A 22,571-nucleotide genomic window follows, 5' to 3' on the forward strand; every position below is an offset into this window, starting at 1 on the left:
CGGCATGAGCGACTTCGAGACGGTGGCGGCGACGGAGGACCAGGCCGCCCGGCGGGGGGTCTCCGGCGAGCCGGGCACGCCCGACCGGGTGGGCGTCCCGCAGCGGCCCCGCAGCCTGGCCGGGGACGCCTGGCGCGACCTGCGCCACAAACCGGTCTTCTGGATCAGCCTGGTGCTCGTCGTGCTGGTCGCCGCGATGGCCGCCGTACCGTCGCTGTTCACCGCCAACGACCCGCGCGACTGCCTGCTCTCCCGCCAGCACGCCGCCGCGTCCGGCGGGGCCGTCTTCGGGTACGACTTCCAGGGCTGCGACACGTACGCCCGGGCGGTCTACGGGGCCCGCGCCTCGCTGCTGGTCGGCGCGCTCTCCGCCCTGCTCACCGGGGCCGTCGCGCTGGTGGTCGGGATGGTGGCCGGGTACTTCGGCCGCTGGGTCGACGCGGTGCTCTCCCGGGTGATCGACATCGTGCTCGGCATCCCGCTGCTGCTCGCCGCGATCGTGCTGCTCAAGCGGGTCAGCACCAGCAGCGACACGGTCCGGCTGTTCGCGGTGATCTTCGTGTTGGCGGTGCTCGGCTGGACCACCGCCGCCCGGGTGGTCCGCTCCTCGGTGATCACCGCCAAGGAGCAGGACTACGTCGCTGCCGCCCGGATGCTCGGCGCGGGCAACGGCCGGATCATGTGGCGGCACATCCTGCCCAACGCGCTCGCCCCGGCGATCGTGGTGCTGACCATCGCGCTCGGTTCGTTCATCGCCGCCGAGGCGACCCTGAGCTTCCTCGGCATCGGCCTGAAGGCCCCCACCATCTCCTGGGGCATCGAGATCGACGCCGGCCGGGTGCACATGCGCGAGTCGGCGACCCCGCTGGTCGTCCCGTCGGCCTTCCTCGCGCTGACCGTGCTGGCCTTCATCATGCTGGGCGACGCCATCCGCGACGCCTTCGACCCGAAGCTGCGGTGACAGGCGTGTCCGCCACCGCCACGCGCCGGACGCCCGCCCGCCGAGCGCGAGGAGCGGGACCGACCGGTGCGCGCAGGAGATCGACGCCGCGCGCGCAGGGAGCGAGCGCAGCCCGCCCCGCTGTCGCCAGCGAGAGGGAGATCCGGTGACCGAGTCCGTGGTCCGGCCCACCCCGGCCTCACCCACCCCGCCCGGCGGGCACCTGCTGGAGGTACGGGACCTGCACGTCGAGTTCCGCACCGGTGAGGGGGTGGCCAAGGTGATCAACGGGGTCTCCTACCACCTGGACCCGGGCGAGACGCTGGCCGTGCTCGGCGAGTCCGGCTCCGGCAAGTCGGTCACCGCCCAGGCCATCATGGGCATCCTGGACACCCCACCGGCGGTGATCCGTTCCGGTCAGATCCGCTACCGGGGCCGGGACCTGCTGACCCTGCCCGAGGAGCAGCGCCGGCAGGTACGCGGCAAGGAGATCGCGATCATCTTCCAGGACGCCCTGTCGGCGTTGAACCCGGTCTTCCCGGTCGGCTGGCAGATCGGCGAGACGCTACGGCACCGGGACGGGATGTCCCGCGCCGACGCCCGACGGCGGACCGTCGAGTTGATGGACCTGGTCCGGATTCCCGGGGCGGCCGGGCGGCTCGGCGACCACCCGCACCAGTTCTCCGGCGGGATGCGGCAACGCGTGATGATCGCGATGGCGTTGGCCCTGAACCCGAAGGTGCTGATCGCCGACGAACCGACCACCGCCCTCGACGTCACCGTGCAGGCCCAGATCATGGACCTGCTCGCCGACCTGCGCCGCGACCTCGACATGGCGATGATCCTGATCACCCACGACCTGGGGGTGGTGGCCGGCGTCGCGGACCGGATCGCCGTCATGTACGCCGGCCGGATCGTCGAGCACGCCGACGTCCGCGCGCTGTACCGGGCCCCGGCCCACCCGTACACCAAGGGGTTGTTGGCCTCGATTCCCCGGCTGGACGTGCGCGGCCGGGAGCTGTCCACGATCCGGGGACTGCCACCGAACCTGATGCGGATCCCCACCGGCTGCCCGTTCCACCCCCGCTGCCCGTACGCCCGGCAGGTCTGCGTGGACGTGGTGCCGGACGACCTGGTCCTCGCCGACGGCCGGACCAGCGCGTGCCACTTCGCGCAGGAGGTCCACGATGACCGCGCCCGCTAGCCCGGCCAAGGTCCGGGGCGAGACCATCCTCGCCGTCGACGACCTGGTCAAGCACTTCCCGATCACCCGGGGCGTGCTCCTCCAACGGCAGGTCGGCGCGGTGCGGGCCGTCGACGGGGTCAGCTTCGCGCTGCACCGGGGCGAGACGCTCGGCATCGTCGGCGAGTCCGGCTGCGGCAAGTCGACCCTCGCCCGGCTGCTGATGCGACTGGAGACGCCGACCTCCGGCCGGGCCACCCTGGAGGGCCGCGACCTGCTCTCCGCCTCCGGGGGCGAGCTGCGCCGGTTGCGGCGCAACATGCAGATGGTGATGCAGGACCCGTACACCTCGCTGAACCCCCGGATGACGGTGGGCGACATCATCGGCGAACCGTTCGACATCCACCCCGACGCCGCGCCCAAGGGCAGCAAACGCGGCCGGGTGCAGGAGCTGCTGGACGTGGTCGGGCTCAACCCCGAGCACGTCAACCGCTACCCGCACCAGTTCTCCGGCGGCCAGCGGCAGCGCATCGGCATCGCCCGCGCGCTCGCCCTGCGCCCCGAGGTGATCGTCTGCGACGAGCCGGTCTCCGCCCTGGACGTCTCGATCCAGGCGCAGGTCATCAACCTGCTGGAGCAGCTCCAGGACGAGTTCGGGCTGTCCTACGTCTTCATCGCGCACGACCTGTCGGTGGTCCGGCACATCTCCGACCGGGTGGCGGTGATGTACCTGGGTCGGATCGTCGAGATCGGCACCGAGGAGGAGATCTACGAGCGGGCCACCCACCCGTACACCCAGGCGCTGCTCTCCGCGGTGCCGGTGCCCGACCCGGACGCCCGCGACGACGCCGGCATCATCCGGCTGACCGGTGACGTGCCCAGCCCGGCCGACCCGCCGTCCGGCTGCCACTTCCGCACCCGCTGCTGGAAGGCCGAGGACATCTGCGCCCGGGAGGACCCGCCGACCGTTCCGCGCCCCGCCGACCCGCACCCCAGCGCCTGCCACTTCGCCGCGCTGCGCCCGCAGTCCGATCCGGCCGGCCAGGGCTGACGCGTGCTCCCGCGCCGCGGCGCGGGAGCACGCGGTGGATCAGTGGAAGAAGTGCCGGGTGCCGGTCAGGTACATGGTGACGCCGGCCTGCTGGCAGGCAGCGATGGTGTCCTCGTCGCGGATCGAGCCGCCGGGCTGGACGATCGCCTTCACCCCGGCGTCGATCAGGATCTGGGGGCCGTCGGCGAACGGGAAGAAGGCGTCGGAGGCGGCGACGGAGCCCCGGGCGCGCTCCGCGCCGGCCCGGCTGACCGCCAGCCGGGCCGAGTCGACCCGGTTGACCTGCCCCATCCCGACCCCGACCGAGGCACCGTCGCGGGCCAGCAGGATCGCGTTGCTCTTCACCGCGCGGACCGCCCGCCAGGCCAGCACCAGGTCCCGCAGGGTCGCCTCGTCGGCGGCCTCGCCGGTGGCCAGCTTCCAGTTGGCCGGGTCGTCGCCCTCGGCGTCGATCCGGTCCCGCTGCTGCACGAGGACACCGCCGGTGACCTGCCGCCACTCGGCCGGCAGCGGGGCGAAGGCCGGGGCACGCAGCAGCCGGATGTTCTTCTTGCCCTGGAGGATCTCCACCGCGCCGGGCGCGAACCCCGGGGCCACCAGCACCTCGGTGAAGATCTCCGCGACCTGCCCGGCCAACTCCACCGAGACCGGCCGGTTGACGGCGATCACCCCGCCGAAGGCGGAGACCGGGTCGCAGGCGTGGGCCTTGCGGTGGGCCTCGGCGACGTCCGCGCCGACGGCGATGCCGCACGGGTTGGCGTGCTTGATGATCGCCACCGCCGGCTGGTCGGGGAAGTCGTTCGCGGCCCGCCAGGCGGCGTCCGCGTCGACGTAGTTGTTGTAGGACATCTCCTTGCCGTGCAACTGCTCGGCCTGGGCCAGCCCCGGCGGGCTGCCCGGGTCGGCGTAGACGGCGGCGCCCTGGTGCGGGTTCTCGCCGTAGCGCAGCGTCGCCTGCCGGTGCAGGGCCAGCCCGGCGAAGTGCGGCCAGCCGTCCTCGGCCGGGGCGGCGGTGCCGGCGAACCAGTCGGCGACCGCGACGTCGTACTCGGCGATGTCGGCGAAGGCGCGGGCGGCGAGCGCCCGCCGCTGGGCCAGCGTGAAACCGCCCTCGGCCAGCGCGGCGACCAGCGCCGGGTACGCGGCCGGGTCGGTCACCACGGCGACCGAGGCGTGGTTCTTGGCGGCGGCCCGGACCATCGCCGGCCCGCCGATGTCGATCTGCTCCACGCACTCGTCCGGGGACGCGCCGGAGGCGACGGTGGCCTGGAACGGGTAGAGGTTGGAGACCAGAACGTCGATCCCGGCGATGCCGTGCGCGTCGAGCTGCGCGCCGTGCGATTCCTTACGCAGGTCGGCCAGGAGACCCCCGTGGATCTTGGGGTGCAGGGTCTTGACCCGGCCGTCGAGGATCTCGGGGAAGCCGGTCACCTGCTCGACCGGGGTCACCGGCACGCCCGCGCCGGAGATCGTCGACGCGGTGGAACCGGTCGAGACGATCTCCACCCCGGCCTCGTGCAGCGCGCGGGCCAGCTCGACCAGACCACTCTTGTCGTAGACGCTGACCAGTGCCCGCCTGATCGGGCGGCGGGAGTCCTGCGGGGCACTCACGGAACGGTGACCTTTCTTCCGGTGATCGTCCAACCTGCACGAACCAGGCGACCGACCTGCTCGACGAGCTGGCGGCGCTCGGCTTCCTTGATGCGCTCGGTGAGCGCCTCCTCGTCGTCGTCGTCGCGGACCGGCACGGCGACCTGCGCGACGATCGGGCCGGTGTCCATCCCGGCGTCGACGAAGAAGAGGGTGGCCCCGGTGATCTTGACGCCGTAGGCGAGCGCGTCCCGGGGACCGTGGATGCCGGGGAACGCCGGCAGCAGCGTGTTGTGCGTGTTCAGGTAGCGGTCGCCGAAGGCGGCCAGGAACTGCGGCCCGACCAGCTTCAGGAAACCGGCGGAGATGACCAGGTCGGGTCGGTGCTCGGCGACGTGTGCGGTGAGGGCCTTGTCCCAGTCCGCGCGGGTCGGGTGGTCCTTCACCCGGTCGACGAAGGTCGGCACCCCGACGGCGGCGGCCCGGTCCAACCCGGCGATGCCGTCCCGGTCGGCGCCGACGGCCACCACCCGGGCCCCGTAACCGGGGTCGGCGGCGGCGTCCAGCAGCGCCTGGAGGTTGCTGCCGGAGCCGGAGACGAGGACGACGAGGCGGGCGACGGACGCGGGCTCGGTCACCCGGCCACCCTAGCGGGCAGGTCGGCACGCCCATCCTGCGGGCGGCGACGTTTCGGGTGATCACGCGTGTCGCCCGGACACGGTACGCTGCCGGTCGCCCGGTGGCCGGGCCGTGCCCGCCACCGCACCCCTAGCCAATGATCAGGTACGGACGCCGTACCGACGTGAACAAGGAGCACCACGATGCAGCCCGGCTACCCCAACCCGCAGCAGCCGATCAACAACAACATGACCCCGTCAATCGTGGCCATCTTCTTCTTCTGGCCGCTGGCGATCCCCGCCATCATCAACGCCTCGAAGGTCAACCCGCTGCTCCAGCAGGGCGACTACGCGGGCGCCGAGGCCGCCGCCCGGGAGTCCAAGAAGTGGTCGAAGCTGGCCTTCATCATCGGTGCCGTCTGGCTCGTCATCGTGCTGCTCTGCTGCATCTTCGGTGGTCTGATGGGTGCGATCGGCGGCAACACCAGCACGAGCAGCTACTGACGGACCACGACTGAGGAGCGCCCGAGATGCAGCCCGGAAACCCCGGCCAGGACCCGTACGGCCAGCAGCCCCCGTACGACCCGTACGGGCAGCAGCCCGTGTCGGGCCAGCCGCAGGACCCGTACGCCGCGCCGCAGGCACCGTACGGCCAGCAGCCGGCGGCACCGTACGGCGAGCAGCCGCAGTACGGGCAGCCACAGTACGGGCAGCAGCCGCAGTACGGGCAGCAGCCACAGTACGGGCAGCAGCCGCACGACCCGTACGGCCAGCCCGTCCACAAGGACCCCTTCGGGCAGCAGCCGTACGGCGCGGCGGCTTCCTCGTACCCGGGGGCCGGCTACCCGGTGCCGCAGGGGCAGCAGAACACCCTCGGCCTGGTGTCGCTGATCCTCGGCATCGCGTCGCTTCCCCTGCTCTGCTGCCTCTTTCTGGGCATCCCGCTCGGCATCGGCGCAGTGATCACCGGTTGGCTGGGCATGCAGAAGGCGGCCCAGGGGCTGGCCAGCAACGCCGGCCAGGCCAAGGCCGGCCTGATCTGCGGTGCGATCGCGATCGGGCTCGGCATCCTGCTGGTGCTTCTCAACCTCATCGGCAGCTTCACGCTGCCCACCTCGCCCTGACCGGGCGCGACATCGAGGGGCGTCCCGGCACCGTCCGGGGCGCCCCTCGGCACCTGCTCAGTCGGGCACCGGGCGGTGCGGGCGGTCCTCGGACGACCGGGGTCGGTCCCGGGTCGGATGCGGCCGGCCCTCGGCCGAACCGGGCCGGTCCCGGGCCGCCCGGGGCCGACCGGCGGGTGGCCGCGGCCGGGTAGCCGGGCGGGGGCGGCCGACGGGCGGTCGAGCACCTTGGCGGCGGCGGCCCCGAGCAGCGCGCCGACCGCGACCACCCCGGTCGCCACCGCCGCCACCTGCCAGGGCACCGGGCCGATCTCGGCCAGCCGGCCGCCACCGAGCGGACCGCCGGAGGCCGCGGCGACGAGCCCGACGGCCAGGCCGACCACCGGCCCGGCGAGCGCCGCCGGGACGAGCAGCGCCGGCCAGTCCGCGACGGCCCGGCCGTCGGGGTCCGGGCGGAGCAGCCGGCGGCCGAGCAGCCAGCCCGCCGTCATGCCGGCCAGCACCGGCACCGCCAGCAGGGCCGCGCCGATCCCGTCGACCGGGCCGCTGGGCAGGCCGGCGAGCAGCGGTACGGCCGGCAGCGACCCGACGGAGACCTCACTGAGCCGCACCGCCGTCCCGGTGCCGACGGCGAACCCGGGGCCGAGCAGGTAGGCGGTGGACCAGACGGTGGCGTTCGGCGCGTAGGCCAGGCTGACCAGGGTGATGCCGGCCTGACCGGCCACCCCGGTCCGGTAGGCCCCGATCAGGTCGGCGGCGTCTCCCCCGCCGGTCGCCACCGCCAGGCCGGCCGCCCCGGCGCCCGCCCCGAGCAGCAGCAGACCGGCGACCAGTCCGGTGCGGACGCCGTCGCGCAGCACCGTCGGCGCGCGCTCGGCGAGCAGGTCGGCCACACCGGTGGTGCGGGCCGCGCCGACCAGAGCCGCCAACGTGCCGAAGAGCAACAGGGTCAGCCCGGAGCGGACCGGGGAGACCCGCAGACCGGCGCTGTCGACCAGCAGCGCGGCCAGGACGCCGAACAGGGCGTACCCGATGCCGACCGCAACGGCGACGGTGGCCGCCTGCCGGAGTGACCGGCCGCCGCGCGCGCCGACCGCCCGGCTGGTGTGCACCCCGGCCCGACTCAGCCGCCAGAACGCGAACGCGGAGAGCGCCAGCGGGACGAGGCCGAGCGGGCCGGCGGTGGTCTGCAGCGGCACCCCGTGGCCGAGCAGCCAACCGGCGAGCCCGGCGCGCAGCGCACCGACCATCGAGCCGGCATCCTCGCTGAACTGGGCCAACCCGAGCACCACCGCCACCGGCAGGTACGAGGTGACGGCGGCCCCGGCGGCGGCCACCCCGGCGGCGACCGGCAGTGGTGCCCGGGAGCGTCCGGACCGCTCGGGTCGACGGGGTGCGGGCACCCGGACACCGCCGGCCCGGCCCGGCGGCCGGCCGCCGGCGCGGACACCGCTGGGACGGCGGGGCTGATCAGGGGTGATCGAGGACATCGGCTCTACTCTGGCACGCCGCGCCGGTGGTGGCTGCCCGTCGGGGCCGCCCGTCTCCGGCGAGTTCCGTGATCCACCGTCCTCGGGTGCCGATCCGGTCTAGCCTCGGCGCAGGGACGCGACCGAAGTCGCGGCACCGATCGCCCGGAGGAAGCCGTGAACGCTCCATACCCACCGCCCCCGCCGCCGTCCGCGGCCGGGCGGGACCGCACCACGCTCTGGGGGGTGCTCGGCATCGTCCTCGGTCTGATCTGCTGCGGCATCCTGGGCATCGTCTTCGGCTATCTGTCGATCCGGGACGCCAAGCGGTACGGCCAGTCGCCGGTCCTCGGTTACCTGGCCATCGCGTTCGGCGTGATCAACATCATCGGTACCGCGATCTGGCGGGCCAACGGGACGTACCCGCTCTGGAACAACAACTGAGGGGGCCGGCCGTCTCCGGCCGACCCCCACGGTGGTGGCGTCGTTGACTCGGGTGGTGCCACCGGCGGCTCAGCGGCCGGACATCAGCTCCCGCATCAGCTCGGCGGTCTCGGTCGGGGTCTTGCCGACCTTGACACCGACCGCCTCCAGCGCCTGCTGCTTGGCCTCGGCGGTGCCCGCCGAGCCGGAGATGATCGCGCCGGCGTGCCCCATGGTCTTGCCGGGGGGCGCGGTGAAGCCGGCGATGTAGCCGACCACCGGCTTGGTGACGTTGCCCTTGATGAAGTCGGCGGCCCGCTCCTCGGCGTCGCCGCCGATCTCGCCGATCATCACGATCGCGTCGGTCTCCGGGTCTGCCTCGAACGCGGCGAGCGCGTCGATGTGGGTGGTCCCGATGATCGGGTCGCCACCGATGCCGACGCAGGTGGAGAAGCCGATGTCGCGCAGCTCGTACATCATCTGGTAGGTCAGCGTGCCGCTCTTGCTGACCAGGCCGATCCGGCCGGAGCCGGTGATGTCGGCCGGGATGATGCCGGCGTTGGACGCGCCCGGCGAGGCGATGCCGGGGCAGTTCGGCCCGATGATCCGGGTCTGCTCGCCCCTGGCCACGTTGTACGCCCAGAACGACGCGGTGTCGTGCACCGGCACGCCCTCGGTGATCACCACGGCGAGCGGGATCTGCGCGTCGATCGCCTCGATCACCGCGCCCTTGGTGAACTGCGGCGGTACGAAGATCACCGTGACGTCCGCACCGGTGTCCCGCATCGCGTCCGCGACCGAGGCGAAGACCGGCAGCTCGGTGCCGTCGAAGTCGACGGTGGTGCCGGCCTTGCGCGGGTTCACCCCGCCGACGACGGTGGTGCCCGCGGCGAGCATCCGCCGGGTGTGCTTGGAACCCTCGGACCCGGTCATCCCCTGCACGATGACCTTGGATTCCTTGGTCAGCCAGATCGCCATCGTCAGACCCCCGCAGCTGCCAGCTCGGCGGCCCGCTCGGCCGCGCCGTCCATGGTGTCGACCCGCTGCACGAGCGGGTTCCCGGCGCCGTCGAGGATCGCCCGACCGGCCTCCGCGTTGTTGCCGTCGAGCCGGACGACGAGCGGCTTGGTGACCTTCTCGCCGCGCTCCTCCAGCAGGGCCAGCGCCTGGATGATGCCGTTGGCGACCTCGTCGCAGGCGGTGATGCCGCCGAAGACGTTGACGAAGACGCTGCGCACCGACGGGTCGGAGAGCACGATCTCCAGGCCGTTGGCCATCACCGCGGCGCTCGCGCCACCGCCGATGTCGAGGAAGTTGGCTGGCTTGACGTTGCCGTGCCGCTCGCCCGCGTAGGCCACCACGTCGAGGGTGGACATGACCAGGCCCGCGCCGTTGCCGATGATGCCGACCTCGCCGTCGAGCTTGACGTAGTTGAGGTCCTTCTCCTTGGCGGCCTGCTCCAGCGGGTCCACCGCGGCCTGGTCGACCAGGGCCTCGTGGTCCGGGTGCCGGAAGCCGGCGTTCTCGTCCAGCGTGATCTTGGCGTCGAGCAGCAGCAGCGTGCCGTCGCCCGTGGTGGCCAGCGGGTTCACCTCGACCAGGGTGGCGTCCTCGGCGACGAACGCCTTCCACAGCCCCACCGCGACCGCGACGACCTGGTCGGCGACCTCGGCCGGGAAACCGGCCTGGTCGACGATTTCCCGGGCCTTCGCCTCGTCCACGCCCTCGACCGCGTCGATCGGGGCCTTGACCACCTTGTCGGGGGTGTCGGCGGCGACCTGCTCGATGTCCATGCCGCCGGCCACGCTGGCGATGCAGAGGAAGGTGCGGTTCGCCCGGTCGAGCAGGTAGGAGAAGTAGTACTCCTCGGCCACGTCCGCGGTCACCGTGATCATGACCTTGTGGACGGTGTGGCCCTTGATGTCCATGCCGAGGATGTCGGTGGCCCTGGCCACCGTCTCGTCGGCGCCCTCGGCCAGCTTGACGCCGCCGGCCTTGCCACGGCCACCGACCTTCACCTGCGCCTTGACGACCACCCGACCGCCGAGGCGTTCGGCGATCGCGCGTGCCTCCTGCGGGGTCGTCGCGACGCCGCCGGCGAGCACGGGCAAGCCGTGCCGCTCGAACAGGTCCCGCCCCTGGTACTCGTACAGGTCCACGATTGCGCGTCCCGTCCCGTCTCCGCGGCGCGCCGTCGCGCCGCCGCCAGCCTTGTGGAAACTCCGTTGACGCCTGCCATCAGTTGAAACAGGCCATTGGCCGCAGCCTAGCGAGGTGGGCACCGGCGGCAACCGAGCGGGTGCGCGGTGTGCGGTAATGCACAGCGCGCCGTCGGCGACTCGCCGGTGACACAAGTTGGTCCACAGGTTGTCCCGCGCAACGCGTAACCCCACCGTACGGGCCTCGTTGAGTCTGATGTCGGAGCGCTGAACAGCGCGAAGACGGGAGCGGCCGATGCCCTGTCGGTCGAGGGGTGGCGGCGGGGCATCGTGCATAGAAGGGCCGGGCGTGTGAGGGGTGCGTCCGGCCCTTCACCCTGCCCGGATTCGGCTGACCTGCCGCCGGGGACGTACGGGCCCGGGCGATGAGCGAGCTGCCCGCCCTCGTGACGGATGACACCACCGCCCGGTCCCGGATGACCCACCGTCGGTAGTTCGGATGACCGCACCGTCGGGGTCGGGGTCGGGGCACGACGAAACGGCGGCGTCCCGGGATCGACACACCGCCGTCGGCACACGTTCGGGTGCGGCGCACCCGGGGCCGTCAGCCGACCGGCTGGGCCACGTTGGCCCGGACCCACTCCACGATCGACTGGGTGGTCGCGCCCGGCGTGAAGATCTTCTTGACGCCGAGCTCCACCAGCTCGGGGAGGTCGGCGTCGGGGATGATGCCGCCGCCGAAGACCACGATGTCCCGCGCGTCCCGCGCGGCGAGCAGCTCCAGCACCCGACGGAAGAGCGTCATGTGCGCGCCGGAGAGCACGGACAGGCCGACCGCGTCGGCGTCCTCCTGGATGGCGGTCTCGACGATCTGCTCCGGGGTCTGGTGCAGGCCGGTGTAGATGACCTCCATGCCCGCGTCACGCAGCGCACGCGCCACCACCTTCGCGCCCCGGTCGTGGCCGTCGAGGCCCGGCTTCGCGACGACTACCCGGATACGAGAGTTCATCAGCGCACACCCTTCACGGCTCCGCGGCTACCAGCTGAACGAACGGTAACCCGGCCGACCAGGGGTGGAGAACCCGGGCCGGACCCCTACCGTGCCGACCGGCCACCCGGAAGCCGGACGCCTCCGCCGAACGGTCACGGTGCGCGACGAACGGGCAGGAAGGGGGACAGCCGTCCGGCGTCCCGAGCTATGACAATGATGGACGGAAAGGGACAGAACGAATCGCCGGTTCGGCGCTTGCGCTTGTGACCGGAGCGGTGGGGGGCTAACGTGTCCACGGTTGTCATCAGGTCCACGGACGGGTGATGACGCGATCTCCGACCGTTCGATCAGCTGCACCGAACGGTCGGAGGTGGCATCGGATCCCCGACAACGGAGGGTGTGCGTGCGCCAGCGCCTGTCGTCTGAGCCCGATAGATATCGCGGCCGTCGCCGTGTACCCACCCCCCCGCGGAGCCGCTACGCGGCGGTCGTCACCACCGCGTTCGTCGGTGCCGGGATCGTCGCGCTCGGCGCGGGTGCGATGCCGGACGCCAAGAGCGTCAGCCCGTCGGTACTCGACGAGCTCCGGCAGGCCTCGATCACCAGCCAGGACGCCGCCGCGCGAGCCGACGCCGCTGACCGGGCCACCCGGGACAACGCCCGGGACACCGCGGCGGGCGTCGACGAGCAGGACCCGTGGCTGCTGCCCATGCAGGGCTACGACTTCAACTCCCCGTACGGCGTGCGCTGGGGCAAGCTGCACACCGGCATCGACCTGGTCGCGCCGGAGGGCACCCCCTACGTGGCCATCCACTCCGGCACGGTCACCAAGGCCGGCTGGTTCGGCGGCTACGGCTACGCGGTGATCGTCCAGCACGCCGACGGCAGCGAGGCCATCTACGGCCACTCCTCCGCGGTGAGCGTGCACGAGGGCCAGCAGGTGAAGGCGGGCGACCAGCTCGGCCTGGTCGGCAACACCGGCCACTCGTACGGCGCGCACCTGCACCTGGAGGTCCATGTCAAGGGCCAGCCCCTCGACCCGGTGCCGTGGCTGCAGGAGCGCGGAGTGGACATCAAGCTACAGGTCGAGGCGTACTACACCGAGAAAGCCGCCTCCTGACGCTGGGTAACGCCTGTTGACCGCCCGGATCTGCGGATCCGGGCGGTTTCGCGTGTGGGCAAGTCTGCTACGTCACACTCCGCAATGTGACCGACGGCACTGCCGGCCGGGTTCCGCCAACGGGTCAGACGACACCCGCGCGGGACATAGCCGGGCAGCTCTCCCGGAGGCCCCGGGCTACCCGCCGGTACCGGCACCCGCCCCGGCGCGCTTCGACACCCAGGATGGTCCGGTCCGCATCCCCTGAGTGTGTGAAGGTCCGCCGTGCAGGAAGACAACGACCGCCGGGACGACAGCACCCCCCGGAACGACAGCACCACCCGTACCACCCGCAACGCGCGGATCTCCGCCGCCGTGACCCGGCACCGGCGGCGGCACCCGCGCGGTGCACGCGCCCTCGCCGTCGGCGCTGTCGCGCTGGTCGGCCTCGGCCTGGCCGGAGCCGCCACGATCGCCCTCGACCGGGACAACGCCCCCGAGCCGGCCGCCGTCGCGCTCGACGCCCGGGCCCGCGCCGAGGCAGCCGACCGCGCCGACCGGTCCGCCCGACAGTCGACCGCCCCGACCAGCTCCACCGCCGTGCCCACCGCCACCACCGCCAGCCCCACCCCGACGGTCGCGCCGACGAAGAAGGCCGCGGCCACGCCGAAGGTCACCGTGAAGCCGAAGGCCGTCGCCAAGAAGACGACCAGTCCCAAGCCGAAGCCGAAGCCGTCCTGGGTGATCCCCATGGCGGGGGCCGAGATCACCTCCTGCTACGGGCAGCGAGGGGGTGCCCTGCACGCCGGCATCGACTTCGCCCTGCCGGCCGGCACCCCGGTCCACGCCGCCGCGGCCGGCACCGTGGTCAAGGCCGGCGATGTCGGTGACGGCTACGGCACCTCGGTCTTCATCGACCACGGCAACGGCTACCTGACCCACTACGCCCACCAGAGCAGTCTGAAGGTCTCCGAGGGCGACCGGGTCGGCGTCGGCCAGGTGATCGGCTACGAGGGTTCCACCGGTGACTCCACCGGCCCCCACCTGCACTTCGAGGTGCACCAGGGGCAGATGTGGAACCAGATCGACCCGGCGCCGTTCCTGCGGGCCCGGGGCATCGACGTGGCCTGCTGAGCCGCGCCGGCGAAGGGCCCGGCCCGGCACCACGCCGGACCGGGCCCTTCGCCGTCGGTCAGAGCTTGTCGAGCGGGGCGTGCCGCAGCACCAGCCACATGGTCTGGTCGCCGAAGTCGATCTGCGCGCGGGCGCTCGGCCCGTGCCCCTCCACCGCGAGCACCCGACCCAACCCGTACCGCTGGTGGTTGACCCGGTCGCCGGCCGACACCTTCGGCCCCTGGGGCAGCTCGCTGGCGGTGGCCAACCGACTGGGGTCCACCCCGAGCCGCTTCGCCAGCTCCGCCGCCTTCGGCGTACCCCCGGTGAAACCGCCGCGCCCGCCGGGCACGCGGTCCGCGCGACCCCCGACGCCACCACCGCCGCCGGCCCACGAGGTGTACGTCCCCTCGGTGCGCTCCCAGCGGACCAGCTCCGGCGGCAACTCCTCCAGGAACCGCGACGGCGGGTTGTAGGACGGCTGCCCCCAGGCCGAACGGGTCACCGCCCGGGACAGGTAGAGCCGTTGCCGGGCCCGGGTGATGCCCACGTAGGCCAGCCGGCGCTCCTCCTCCAGCTCACGGGTGTCGCCGAGTGAGCGCAGGTGGGGGAAGACGCCGTCCTCCAGGCCGGTCAGGAAGACCACCGGGAACTCCAGGCCCTTGGCGGTGTGCAGGGTCATCAGGGTGACCACACCCTGGTGGTCCGGGTCGTCGGAGGGGATCTGGTCGGCGTCGGCGACCAGCGCCACCTGCTCCAGGAAGCCGGCCAGGGTGGCCCGCTCGCCGTCCTCGCCCAGCGCCTCGACCCGCTCGGTGTACTCCCGGGCGACGCTGACCAACTCCTGGAGGTTGTCGACCCGGCCGGCGTCCTGCGGGTCGAGGCTCTCCTCCAACTCGGTCAGATAGCCCGACCGGGTCAGTAGCGCCTCCAGCACCTCCTCCGGGGTGCCCTCCTCGGCCAGCTCGCGGGCGCCGTCGAGCAGCGCGACGAACTCACCGATGGAGTTGGCGGCCCGGGTGGAGATGCCCGGCGCGTCCCTGGCCCGGCGCAACGCCGCCCCGAAGGAGATCCGGTCCCGGCTGGAGAGCGCCTCGACGCACGCCTCGGCGCGGTCGCCGATGCCCCGGCGCGGGGTGTTCAGCACCCGGCGGAGGCTGACCGTGTCGTCGTCGTTGACCACCGCGCGCAGGTAGGCCAGCGCGTCGCGGACCTCCTTGCGCTCGTAGAAGCGCACCCCGCCGACCACCTTGTAGGGCAGGCCGACCCGGATGAACACCTCCTCGAACACCCGGGACTGGGCGTTGGTGCGGTAGAAGACGGCGACGTCGGCGGGGCGGATCTCCCCCGCGTCGACCAGCCGGTCGACCTCCCGGCCCACCCAGTCGGCCTCGGCGTGTTCGGTGTCGGCGACGTAGCCGACGATCTGCTCGCCCGCCCCGGCGTCGCTCCACAGCCGCTTCGGCTTGCGGGAGGTGTTCCGGTCGATCACCGCGTTGGCCGCGTTGAGGATGGTCTGGGTGGAGCGGTAGTTCTGCTCCAGCAGGATCGTCCGGGCGTCGGTGAAGTCCCGCTCGAACTCCAGGATGTTGCGGATCGTCGCACCCCGGAACGCGTAGATCGACTGGTCGGCGTCGCCGACCACGCACAGCTCGGCCGGCGCGATCCCCTCGGTGCCGGCGACCAGCTCCTTGATCAGGGTGTACTGCGCGTGGTTGGTGTCCTGGTACTCGTCGACCAGGACGTGCCGGAACCGCCGACGGTAGCTCTCCGCGACGTGCGGGTGCGACTGGAGCAGGTGCACCGTCGTCATGATCAGATCGTCGAAGTCCAGCGCGTGCGCCTCCCGCAGCCGCCGCTGGTAGAGCGTGTACGCCTCGGCCAGGGCCCGCTCGTTGGGCCCCTTCGCCCCGGCGGCGAAGGTCTCCGGGTCGGTCAGCTCGTTCTTCAGGTTGGACACCTGGGCGGCCAGCCCCCGGGCCGGGTAGCGCTTCGGGTCGAGATCCAGCTCCCGGGCGACCAACTGCATCAGCCGGCGGGAGTCGTCGGCGTCATAGATGGAGAAGGTCGACTTCAGGCCGGTGTGCTCGTGCTCCGCCCGCAGGATGCGGACGCAGGCGGAGTGGAACGTCGACACCCACATCAGCCGGGCACGCGGCCCGACCAGGTGGGCCACCCGCTCCTTCATCTCACCGGCGGCCTTGTTGGTGAAGGTGATCGCGATGATCTCGCCGGGGTGGACGTCCCGCGCGGCGAGCAGGTAGGCGATCCGGTGGGTGAGCACCCGGGTCTTGCCGGAACCGGCCCCGGCCACGATCAGCAGCGGTGAGCCCGAGTGGGTGACCGCGTCCCGCTGAGGGCTGTTCAGGCCCTCCACCAGGGCCTGCGGGTCCAGGCGGTGGGCGGGGCCGGGCCGGCGTGGGGAAACCGACGCGGGCTCGGGCGCGGGCGGGGACGCGGGGATGTCGAAGAGAGGATGCATCGCACGGCGAGTCTATGCCGACGGCCGGACACTTCCCGCCCGCGCACGCCCGGCGGCCCTCGTCTGCGTTAATCCTGCTCTGCGTGCCGGTAGACCTTCCAGCCGTCGTCAGAACAGCGCACGCGGTCCACCGCACCACCAACACCAGATTCGGACATGCGACTTGAAGCGCCCTGAGCGAAATGATCTTAGTTTATCTATTTGTTATGATTACTTTGAGTGATTGAACGACATCGGTGAGTTGTGAGGTCAGGCAACAGGACCCTCCACAACCGATCGAGGGCTAATTACAACGCGTATCAACCCCGGCATTCGGCTAAACATTGGGAAGCCAGTGCCATGAGGCGACGTGTTATGGTTCTTTTCATCGATCGGTTCCAATCGGAACCGATCAAGCGAACGAGCCAACCAGCTCGTTTATCCCCGGGGTGGAGGAAAATCCCTTGAGTCGTCAAGTTGGCATCAGGCGTTCCGCGCAAGTCGCTGTGCTTGCGCTTATGGCCACAGGGCTCGTTGGCCTCAATAGCAACCCAGCAGTGGCAGCCGGCCAATCGTCAAGCACCAACAATTGCTACACTCAGTGGTGGAGTACCGCTTGGGCACAAAAGTGCACAAGTTCCGGCGCAGCCAAAGCAGGAACGTACACCTCTACCGTTCTATGCAACGGATTGGTGACACAATACCTCCCCCAGTGGCGCAACAAGGGAAGCGTCGGGCCGGTATCAGGGCCGGACTGCACTCTGAGCGTATCCAATGGGACCATCGACTACCAATCTTAATCTATCCCCTCAACGATTGAGAAATCCTGAAAGAAGACCGAGCTACTGCCAGGACGAAAACACTTGATCTTCCCTCAACACGGGAACATCCATCAAAGAATGATGAGCCATTCGCGATTGGCAGTCACGAAACTAGGTACAAGTCCGCAGTTATCACTACTATGAAGATCGATAACTGCGCACTGCGTCCGATTCAAGTCTTACACCTGACGGACCTTAACTCACAACACGCCACTCGAATGACTGGGATGGGCGACTTTAGAGTCGCCCATCCCAGTCAATTCACGGCCGAGAAATCTGCCTACCCGATAGAAGCCGACCCCTTGACCATACACTAAGACTTTGTGCAAAATTGCAACGCACCCACAAGACACTCGGGCGATACGCGAAACGGTGAGGCTGTGAGCATCATATCCTGGGGGAGAAGTCTAAACGTTCCCCTCGCCTGGCTCTCACTACTAGCGACAATCCCCATTGAACTCTATATCGTGTTTCTGCGTGACCGATCTTGGATTGGGGCCTGGCATGAAACAGGAGCTATAGGTCAATCCTCTACATACTACCTCGGTGCCGTTGCAGCGACGCTCTCGGCGCTGACATCTGCAAACCAGAAGCGCGTTTCAAAGAGCAATCCCGAAGGCAAGCATACTTCCCCTCAGGCAAATAGTGGTGCCAGTCGAATCATCTGGACCGCCGCAATATTCTCTCTGCCACACCTTCTTGGTCAATTAATCGGGTTCTTGCTGACCTCGCGGTCTTCCCCCCCAGGCTTGCATCTTTTCTGGGGATATCTGGCGCTGGGCCAGGTCGTGATACTTCTTTCAGTATCAATTGGATGGCTCTGCGGAGCAGTGTTATCAAGAATCTCGTCAATTATAGTCAGTGGCGGTGGATGGGTTCTATTGATCGCAGCAAGTGACGCGGGACCCATTAATGTCGTGATGCGCGGAAGACCAGAAATGGCTGTCGACTCGTTCGCGCTCGCCATTCGCGCCATGGCAGTTAGCGCCTTGCTGGCTTCCCTAGCCTGGACGACCAGTAAGAATACTGCGTGCCAACGCCTGCCGCGCTTGGTGCCGACAAGCGTTGCAACAATACTTGTGGTTGCCTCGTTTTCTTACGGCGCCGATGTTGTCAAGTTGCGAATACCTCCAGAAGCGAGTGCTCTATGCATATCCGGCCGCGTCCGGATCTGCGTATGGCCCGAACAGGAGAAGTACCTTGTTGATCTCGCGCACACAAGTGCCCGAATTGATGCGCTTCCTGACGTTTTCGAGAAGCCTTACGAAATTAATTCGACAGGACTCAAGGGCACCGATAATCAAGCCAGCCAACGTAGCGGCAGAGAGAGCGAACCCTCCCCCACATTCGAGATAATTGGAGGCAGCATATGGTCTTACGCGGGCGCATTTGCGGCAGCAATTGAGCGTGAGACCTTTCGTTTTACTGACGAGCTATGCCAATGGCGGAACCTATCACCAGCTGACGATCGCAGGCTGCTAGTACTGGATGCATGGCTTGAGGCATACCTAGCCGGAAATGGCCAACCAGACTACCGCACGAACGCCCCCCCGTCAATTCAAGGAGCTTTCCTGGAGGGGCGCGCGATAGCAAATGGTCGAACTGCATCCGATCAATTCAAGTGGGCCGAAAAAGAAGTAATCGAAATGCGGCAACGCTACTGCTAACAGGAGAGTCTTGAGTTACTCCAGAGAACTCTAACGCCGTGTTTGTTTCCTCTGTCAAAGGGAAGGGCAAGACTCCAAGCTATATCCACACAGGCAGGGGTTCTCGTGTTGGCATGACGTCTCAGCAGAAGCGGCGCCGTTCAGACGAATGCCGCGGATACGAACAACGCTGAGCTCTCGTGCCGCACATGACAAGCACATCCGAACACACCACACCGAGCATCGGTCCCAGTGGCGGGTGTCTCGGTGCCGCACTCGGCGGTCGGCTCATACCTTTGTCCTGCAAGGGTAGACGTCGCGCTCAGATCGCCGCCGGTCTGGCAATCGGTGCCTCGCTCCAGGTGCCATGTGCATGAAGCCGTCATGTAGTTCATCGTGGTCGCCGACGATCTGGCTACACCAGTGCAGCGCACCCCGCTACTGGCGTACACAATCCAGGGCGGCGCACTGATCCGCCCGACCGCACGCCCGAGCAGAGCCTTGCTGCTCCGGCATGCGTAAGTGCCGCGTCACGAATATGCAGGGATGTTGGTAATTCCTCGACTTAGGCCTTACCCAACCGTTCGCTGCATCCACGCTGCCAGCCGTCCCAAACTGCCCTGACTCGCCGCAGCGCATGTGGCCGAATAGGCGAACAACTTGTCCCGCAGATCATGGCTGCCTCAATAGACAGAACAATTCTGTCTGGGGCCAAGGAGCCGGGGCGATCCGGCCCTACCTCGCCGACAGCCTCCGCCACAACCTACACCAGCGAGACCAGGTCGCCGGCGAGGGAGAGGGGTGCTCGATGACATCGTCTTGCCGGGATTCTGGCCTCGAGGCCCGGCCTCGGCGTCAGGGCCACAGCCGCATCCTGCTCTAAGCCGACGACGACCTCGCACTCCTAACCTCCTGCCATCTCGCCGCCTCCGCTGACCTTGCCTCAGTAATCCGATTCTTCGGCGCCACCATCTGCGCGGAATTCACCGAGCGGTGACGATGAGAACCTCAAACGCGCGTCTTCCTTGCCAGGTTCGTCTCCCTAGCCGATCTAACAAACCGTGCCCGCTATGACCGCAAGCGCGAAAGCAAGAAGCCACACTGAGCCCTCGCCTGCCTCGCCCGTCGCCGAGATCGCGACGGGCCTTTCCCGCAATGCGCTGCGGCACAGTCCCTAAATCTCACCCACCAAGCTCGTCATCGCTTGACTAAGAACTCCTAACGAAATAATGTTGGGCGTTTCCTCAGGACGTGATTTGTCGTTCTGTCTGAACGTGAGGCGGGGTGAGCAGCCACCGTGGATCGTCTCGGACGACCTGTGGGCCGAGATCGCGCCACTGCTGCCACCGCGCCCTCATCGGTTGCCAGGGCCCCTGGACGATCGCAAGGTGTTCGTGCTCTACACCACGATTCCCTGTGCCCTAAGAGTTGCTTCGGGTCGGGCATGACATGCTGGCGGCGATTGCGAGACTGGAACGACGCCGGCGTGTGGCAACGACTGCACTAGGTCCTGCTCGGAGAGCTCCGCGCCGTCGGGCGGCCGGACATCGTCCCGGGCGGTGATCGACGGCTCCCACGTCCGAGCGCTCAAGGGGCGGGACGGACCAAAACCGGTCCGAGGCCGGCCATTCTGGAGATCGTCCGCAAACCCGCCGACCAAAGCGACTTCGCAGTCCATCCCGCTGCTGGGCTATCGAACCGTACCCTGGCCTGGCTCACCGCGCGCCGCCGACTGGCCCGCGACTACGAATGCCAGCCGGCGGTCTCTGCAGCATTGATCCGCTGGGCCGCCATCGCCGGCATGGCCCGCCGCATTACCCGCAGCCAACCCGCACACCGACAAGCCGCCGCACCCTCATCCAGACCTGCCGAACCCCGTCTAATACACGCAGTCAGACGAACCTGTCACGGTGGCCCCACTGGCATCTTCGTCCCCAAGGCGCGACGATGACCCGGGAAATCCCCGCCTGCTCCCCCGTAGACAACCTGGGAGAACAACCATGAGTCAACCGCGCTCGCGCGGTCGGGCCGTGCTGCGTCACCTCGCCGCGCCGGCTCTCGCCCTGGCCGTCGTGGCCAGCCTGCCCATCACCGGCCGCACCACCACGCCGCCGGCCGACGCCACCCCCGGGGCCGGCCTCGCCCCGGTCGCCGTCTCGTACGCCACCAAGACGGGCGGCGAGGTCAAGGGCCAGTTCCTGAGCTACAACGACTTCCACGGCGCGATCGACCCGCCCGGCGGCAGCGGCGCCACCGTCAACGGCACCCCGGCGGGCGGGGTGGAATACCTGGCCACCTGGCTGAAGAAGCTGCGTGCCGAGGCGAGGACCGAGGGTCGGGTCACCACCACGGTCGGCGCCGGCGACCTGATCGGGGCCACCCCGCTGGTCAGTGCCGCCTTCCACGACGAGCCCACCATCGAGCTGATGAACCAGATCGGCCTGGACGTCAGCTCGGTCGGCAACCACGAGTTCGACGAGGGCGTCAAGGAGCTGCTCCGGATCAACAAGGGCGGCTGCCACCCGGTCGACGGCTGCCAGGACGGCGACGGCTTCGCCGGCGCGAAGTTCAGCTACCTCGCCGCCAACACCATCAACAAGAAGACCAAGCTGCCGATCCTGCCCCCGGTCGACGTGAAGTTCGTCGGCGGCGTACCGGTCGGCTTCGTCGGGGTCACCCTGGAGGGCACCCCGGGCATCGTCAACCCCGCCGGCATCAAGGACGTCACCTTCGCCGACGAGGTGCAGACCGCCAACAAGTGGGGCGGGGTGCTCAAGCTCTTCGGCGTCAAGGCGATGGTCCTGCTGGTGCACGAGGGTGGCGCGCAGTCCGCGCCGCCGGCCACCCCGGGCGTCTCCGACTGCGCCAACTTCTCCGGCCCGATCGTCGACATCGTCAAGGGCCTGCGGCCGGAGTTCGGCGTGGTGGTCTCCGGGCACACCCACCGCTTCTACTCCTGCTCGCTGCCGAACTCCTCGGGCAAGCCGAGCGTGGTCACCAGCGCCGGCAACAACGGCCAGCTGGTCACCGACATCGACTACTCGTTGGACCGCCGCTCCGGCCGGTTCACCGGCATCACCGCGAAGAACGTGATCGTGGAGAACGGCGTCCGCAACGCCGACGGCAGCTGGCAGCAGACCGGCGGGGTGTTCGCCAAGAACCCGGCGCTGGTCGACGCGGGCGCGAAGGCGCTGGCCGACAAGTACCGCACCGCCGTCGCCCCGATCGCCAACCGGGTGGTCGGCAAGATCAGCGCGGACATCGTCCGGGACGCCCGGCCCAACGGGGAGAGCCCGATGGGTGACGTGATCGCCGACGCGCAGCTGGCGTACACGAAGGGCGACGGGGCGCAGCTCGCGCTGATGAACCCGGGCGGCGTCCGGGCCTCCCTGTCGTACGCGGCGTCGACCGGTGGTGAGGCGCCGGGCGAGGTGACCTACGGCGAGGCGTTCACGGTGCAGCCGTTCAACAACCTGGTGGTCACCCAGACGTTCACCGGCGCACAGCTCAAGAACGTGCTGGAGCAGCAGTTCGTCGGCTTCAACGGGCAGACCACCCAGCGCATCCTCCAGCCGTCCGCCGGGCTGACCTACTCGTACGACAGCACCGCGGCGGCCGGTTCGCGGGTCAGCGCGCTGGCCCTGAACGGCACCCCGATCGATCCGGCGGCCAGCTACCGGGTCACCACGAACGACTTCCTCGCCAACGGCGGGGACGGGTTCACCGAGCTGGCGGGCGGCGCCGGCCGGACCACGGCCCCCGGCTTCGACGTGGACGCCCTGGTGGCGTACCTGGGCGCCGGGGAGCCCGTCGCCCCCACGGCGGCGGACCGCATCACCCGCCTCGGCTGACCGGCGGGCGGGGCTCCCCGGTCGGCGCGGACG

At 69.8% G+C, this 22,571-nt stretch carries 16 protein-coding genes and 2 pseudogenes; 10 read left to right on the top strand and 8 right to left on the bottom strand.

The genetic code is table 11. The annotated features are described in order from the left end of the window. The first annotated feature begins 4 nt into the window (after positions 1–4). The 3 genes from ACQP1S_RS27360 to ACQP1S_RS27370 all read left to right on the top strand — a co-directional run bounded on the left by ACQP1S_RS27360 (position 5) and on the right by ACQP1S_RS27370 (position 3,174). Positions 5–961: an ABC transporter permease gene (locus ACQP1S_RS27360; protein WP_091241669.1), complete on the top strand. Its 957-nt coding sequence runs from the start codon at positions 5–7 to the stop codon at positions 959–961. A gap of 145 nt (positions 962–1,106) precedes the next feature. Beyond that, entirely contained in the window at positions 1,107–2,144 is a 1,038-nt protein-coding gene (locus ACQP1S_RS27365) for an ABC transporter ATP-binding protein (RefSeq protein ID WP_091241672.1), read from the top strand. After that, positions 2,128–3,174: an ABC transporter ATP-binding protein gene (locus ACQP1S_RS27370; RefSeq protein WP_432900533.1), complete on the top strand. Its 1,047-nt coding sequence runs from the start codon at positions 2,128–2,130 to the stop codon at positions 3,172–3,174. Before ACQP1S_RS27365 ends, ACQP1S_RS27370 begins: the two co-directional genes overlap by 17 nt. Before the next feature lie 39 nt (positions 3,175–3,213). Here ACQP1S_RS27370 and purH read toward each other — a convergent pair whose 3' ends face one another. After that, the gene (gene purH / locus ACQP1S_RS27375) at positions 3,214–4,785 is read right to left on the bottom strand and encodes a bifunctional phosphoribosylaminoimidazolecarboxamide formyltransferase/IMP cyclohydrolase (RefSeq protein ID WP_432900535.1); all 1,572 of its coding nucleotides are present in this window, start codon (positions 4,783–4,785) and stop codon (positions 3,214–3,216) included. Further along, positions 4,782–5,402: a phosphoribosylglycinamide formyltransferase gene (gene purN, locus ACQP1S_RS27380; protein ID WP_091241680.1), complete on the bottom strand. Its 621-nt coding sequence runs from the start codon at positions 5,400–5,402 to the stop codon at positions 4,782–4,784. Before purN ends, purH begins: the two co-directional genes overlap by 4 nt. A 183-nt stretch (positions 5,403–5,585) precedes the next feature. Between purN and ACQP1S_RS27385 the strand changes: the two genes are divergently transcribed. Next, a complete protein-coding gene (locus tag ACQP1S_RS27385; RefSeq protein ID WP_432900538.1) occupies positions 5,586–5,885 on the top strand; it encodes a CD225/dispanin family protein in 300 nt (99 codons plus the stop codon). On the opposite strand, the gene ACQP1S_RS27390 is transcribed toward ACQP1S_RS27385, so the two are convergent. Together ACQP1S_RS27390 and ACQP1S_RS27395 are read right to left on the bottom strand one after the other, a co-directional pair. Next, positions 5,879–6,163, bottom strand: a complete 285-nt coding sequence (locus ACQP1S_RS27390) for a hypothetical protein (RefSeq protein WP_432900540.1) — start codon at positions 6,161–6,163, stop codon at positions 5,879–5,881. The two genes, ACQP1S_RS27385 and ACQP1S_RS27390, sit on opposite strands and share 7 nt — an antisense overlap. A gap of 557 nt (positions 6,164–6,720) precedes the next feature. Continuing rightward, a pseudogene (locus ACQP1S_RS27395) lies at positions 6,721–7,995 on the bottom strand (cell division protein PerM); the annotation flags it as partial. Positions 7,996–8,151: 156 nt separating this feature from the next. On the opposite strand from ACQP1S_RS27395, the gene ACQP1S_RS27400 reads away from it, so the two are divergent. Beyond that, positions 8,152–8,418 carry a hypothetical protein gene (locus tag ACQP1S_RS27400; protein ID WP_091241689.1) on the top strand — a complete coding sequence of 89 codons (267 nt, stop codon included), beginning with the start codon at positions 8,152–8,154 and terminating at the stop codon, positions 8,416–8,418. A gap of 69 nt (positions 8,419–8,487) precedes the next feature. Here the strand turns inward: ACQP1S_RS27400 and sucD are convergent, their stop codons facing one another. The 3 genes from sucD to ACQP1S_RS27415 all read right to left on the bottom strand — a co-directional run bounded on the left by sucD (position 8,488) and on the right by ACQP1S_RS27415 (position 11,565). Continuing rightward, on the bottom strand, positions 8,488–9,375 hold the full coding sequence (sucD, locus tag ACQP1S_RS27405) for a succinate--CoA ligase subunit alpha (RefSeq protein ID WP_432900543.1): 888 nt from the start codon (positions 9,373–9,375) through the stop codon (positions 8,488–8,490). Positions 9,376–9,377: 2 nt separating this feature from the next. Further along, on the bottom strand, positions 9,378–10,556 hold the full coding sequence (gene sucC, locus ACQP1S_RS27410; RefSeq protein WP_091241696.1) for an ADP-forming succinate--CoA ligase subunit beta: 1,179 nt from the start codon (positions 10,554–10,556) through the stop codon (positions 9,378–9,380). Between the two features lie 604 nt (positions 10,557–11,160). Next, on the bottom strand, positions 11,161–11,565 hold the full coding sequence (locus ACQP1S_RS27415; RefSeq protein WP_091241700.1) for a cobalamin B12-binding domain-containing protein: 405 nt from the start codon (positions 11,563–11,565) through the stop codon (positions 11,161–11,163). Between the two features lie 385 nt (positions 11,566–11,950). Between ACQP1S_RS27415 and ACQP1S_RS27420 the strand changes: the two genes are divergently transcribed. Both ACQP1S_RS27420 and ACQP1S_RS27425 read left to right on the top strand, forming a co-directional pair. Beyond that, positions 11,951–12,667 (top strand): M23 family metallopeptidase, encoded by a 717-nt coding sequence (locus tag ACQP1S_RS27420; RefSeq protein WP_432900545.1) that lies wholly within the window; start codon positions 11,951–11,953, stop codon positions 12,665–12,667. A gap of 264 nt (positions 12,668–12,931) precedes the next feature. Then, on the top strand, positions 12,932–13,780 hold the full coding sequence (locus tag ACQP1S_RS27425) for a M23 family metallopeptidase (protein ID WP_432900547.1): 849 nt from the start codon (positions 12,932–12,934) through the stop codon (positions 13,778–13,780). Between the two features lie 58 nt (positions 13,781–13,838). Here the strand turns inward: ACQP1S_RS27425 and pcrA are convergent, their stop codons facing one another. Beyond that, positions 13,839–16,241, bottom strand: coding sequence for a DNA helicase PcrA (pcrA, locus tag ACQP1S_RS27430; protein ID WP_432900549.1), 2,403 nt, complete (start codon positions 16,239–16,241; stop codon positions 13,839–13,841). A 1,267-nt stretch (positions 16,242–17,508) separates the two neighbouring features. Between pcrA and ACQP1S_RS27435 the strand changes: the two genes are divergently transcribed. The 3 genes and pseudogenes from ACQP1S_RS27435 (at position 17,509) to ACQP1S_RS27445 (ending at position 22,538) form a co-directional block, all read left to right on the top strand. Then, a complete protein-coding gene (locus tag ACQP1S_RS27435; protein ID WP_432900551.1) occupies positions 17,509–18,708 on the top strand; it encodes a hypothetical protein in 1,200 nt (399 codons plus the stop codon). A 1,408-nt stretch (positions 18,709–20,116) separates the two neighbouring features. Continuing rightward, positions 20,117–20,311, top strand: a pseudogene (locus ACQP1S_RS27440) (IS5/IS1182 family transposase); the annotation flags it as partial. 376 nt (positions 20,312–20,687) lie between these two features. Next, on the top strand, positions 20,688–22,538 hold the full coding sequence (locus ACQP1S_RS27445; protein ID WP_432900553.1) for a bifunctional metallophosphatase/5'-nucleotidase: 1,851 nt from the start codon (positions 20,688–20,690) through the stop codon (positions 22,536–22,538). Positions 22,539–22,571: the final 33 nt, after the last annotated feature.

Origin of the sequence: Micromonospora matsumotoense (genome assembly GCF_050951065.1) — a bacterium.
Lineage (GTDB): Bacteria > Actinomycetota > Actinomycetes > Mycobacteriales > Micromonosporaceae > Micromonospora > Micromonospora matsumotoensis.

What these genes read in the sequence shown, in the direction of transcription:
- ACQP1S_RS27415 (WP_091241700.1), bottom strand. Translation starts at nt 11,565, where the DNA reads ATGAACTCTCGTATCCGGGTAGTCGTCGCGAAGCCGGGCCTCGACGGC.
- ACQP1S_RS27360 (WP_091241669.1), top strand. Translation starts at nt 5, where the DNA reads ATGAGCGACTTCGAGACGGTGGCGGCGACGGAGGACCAGGCCGCCCGG.
- sucD (WP_432900543.1), bottom strand. Translation starts at nt 9,375, where the DNA reads ATGGCGATCTGGCTGACCAAGGAATCCAAGGTCATCGTGCAGGGGATG.
- ACQP1S_RS27385 (WP_432900538.1), top strand. Translation starts at nt 5,586, where the DNA reads ATGCAGCCCGGCTACCCCAACCCGCAGCAGCCGATCAACAACAACATG.
- ACQP1S_RS27445 (WP_432900553.1), top strand. Translation starts at nt 20,688, where the DNA reads ATGAGTCAACCGCGCTCGCGCGGTCGGGCCGTGCTGCGTCACCTCGCC.
- ACQP1S_RS27370 (WP_432900533.1), top strand. Translation starts at nt 2,128, where the DNA reads ATGACCGCGCCCGCTAGCCCGGCCAAGGTCCGGGGCGAGACCATCCTC.
- pcrA (WP_432900549.1), bottom strand. Translation starts at nt 16,241, where the DNA reads ATGCATCCTCTCTTCGACATCCCCGCGTCCCCGCCCGCGCCCGAGCCC.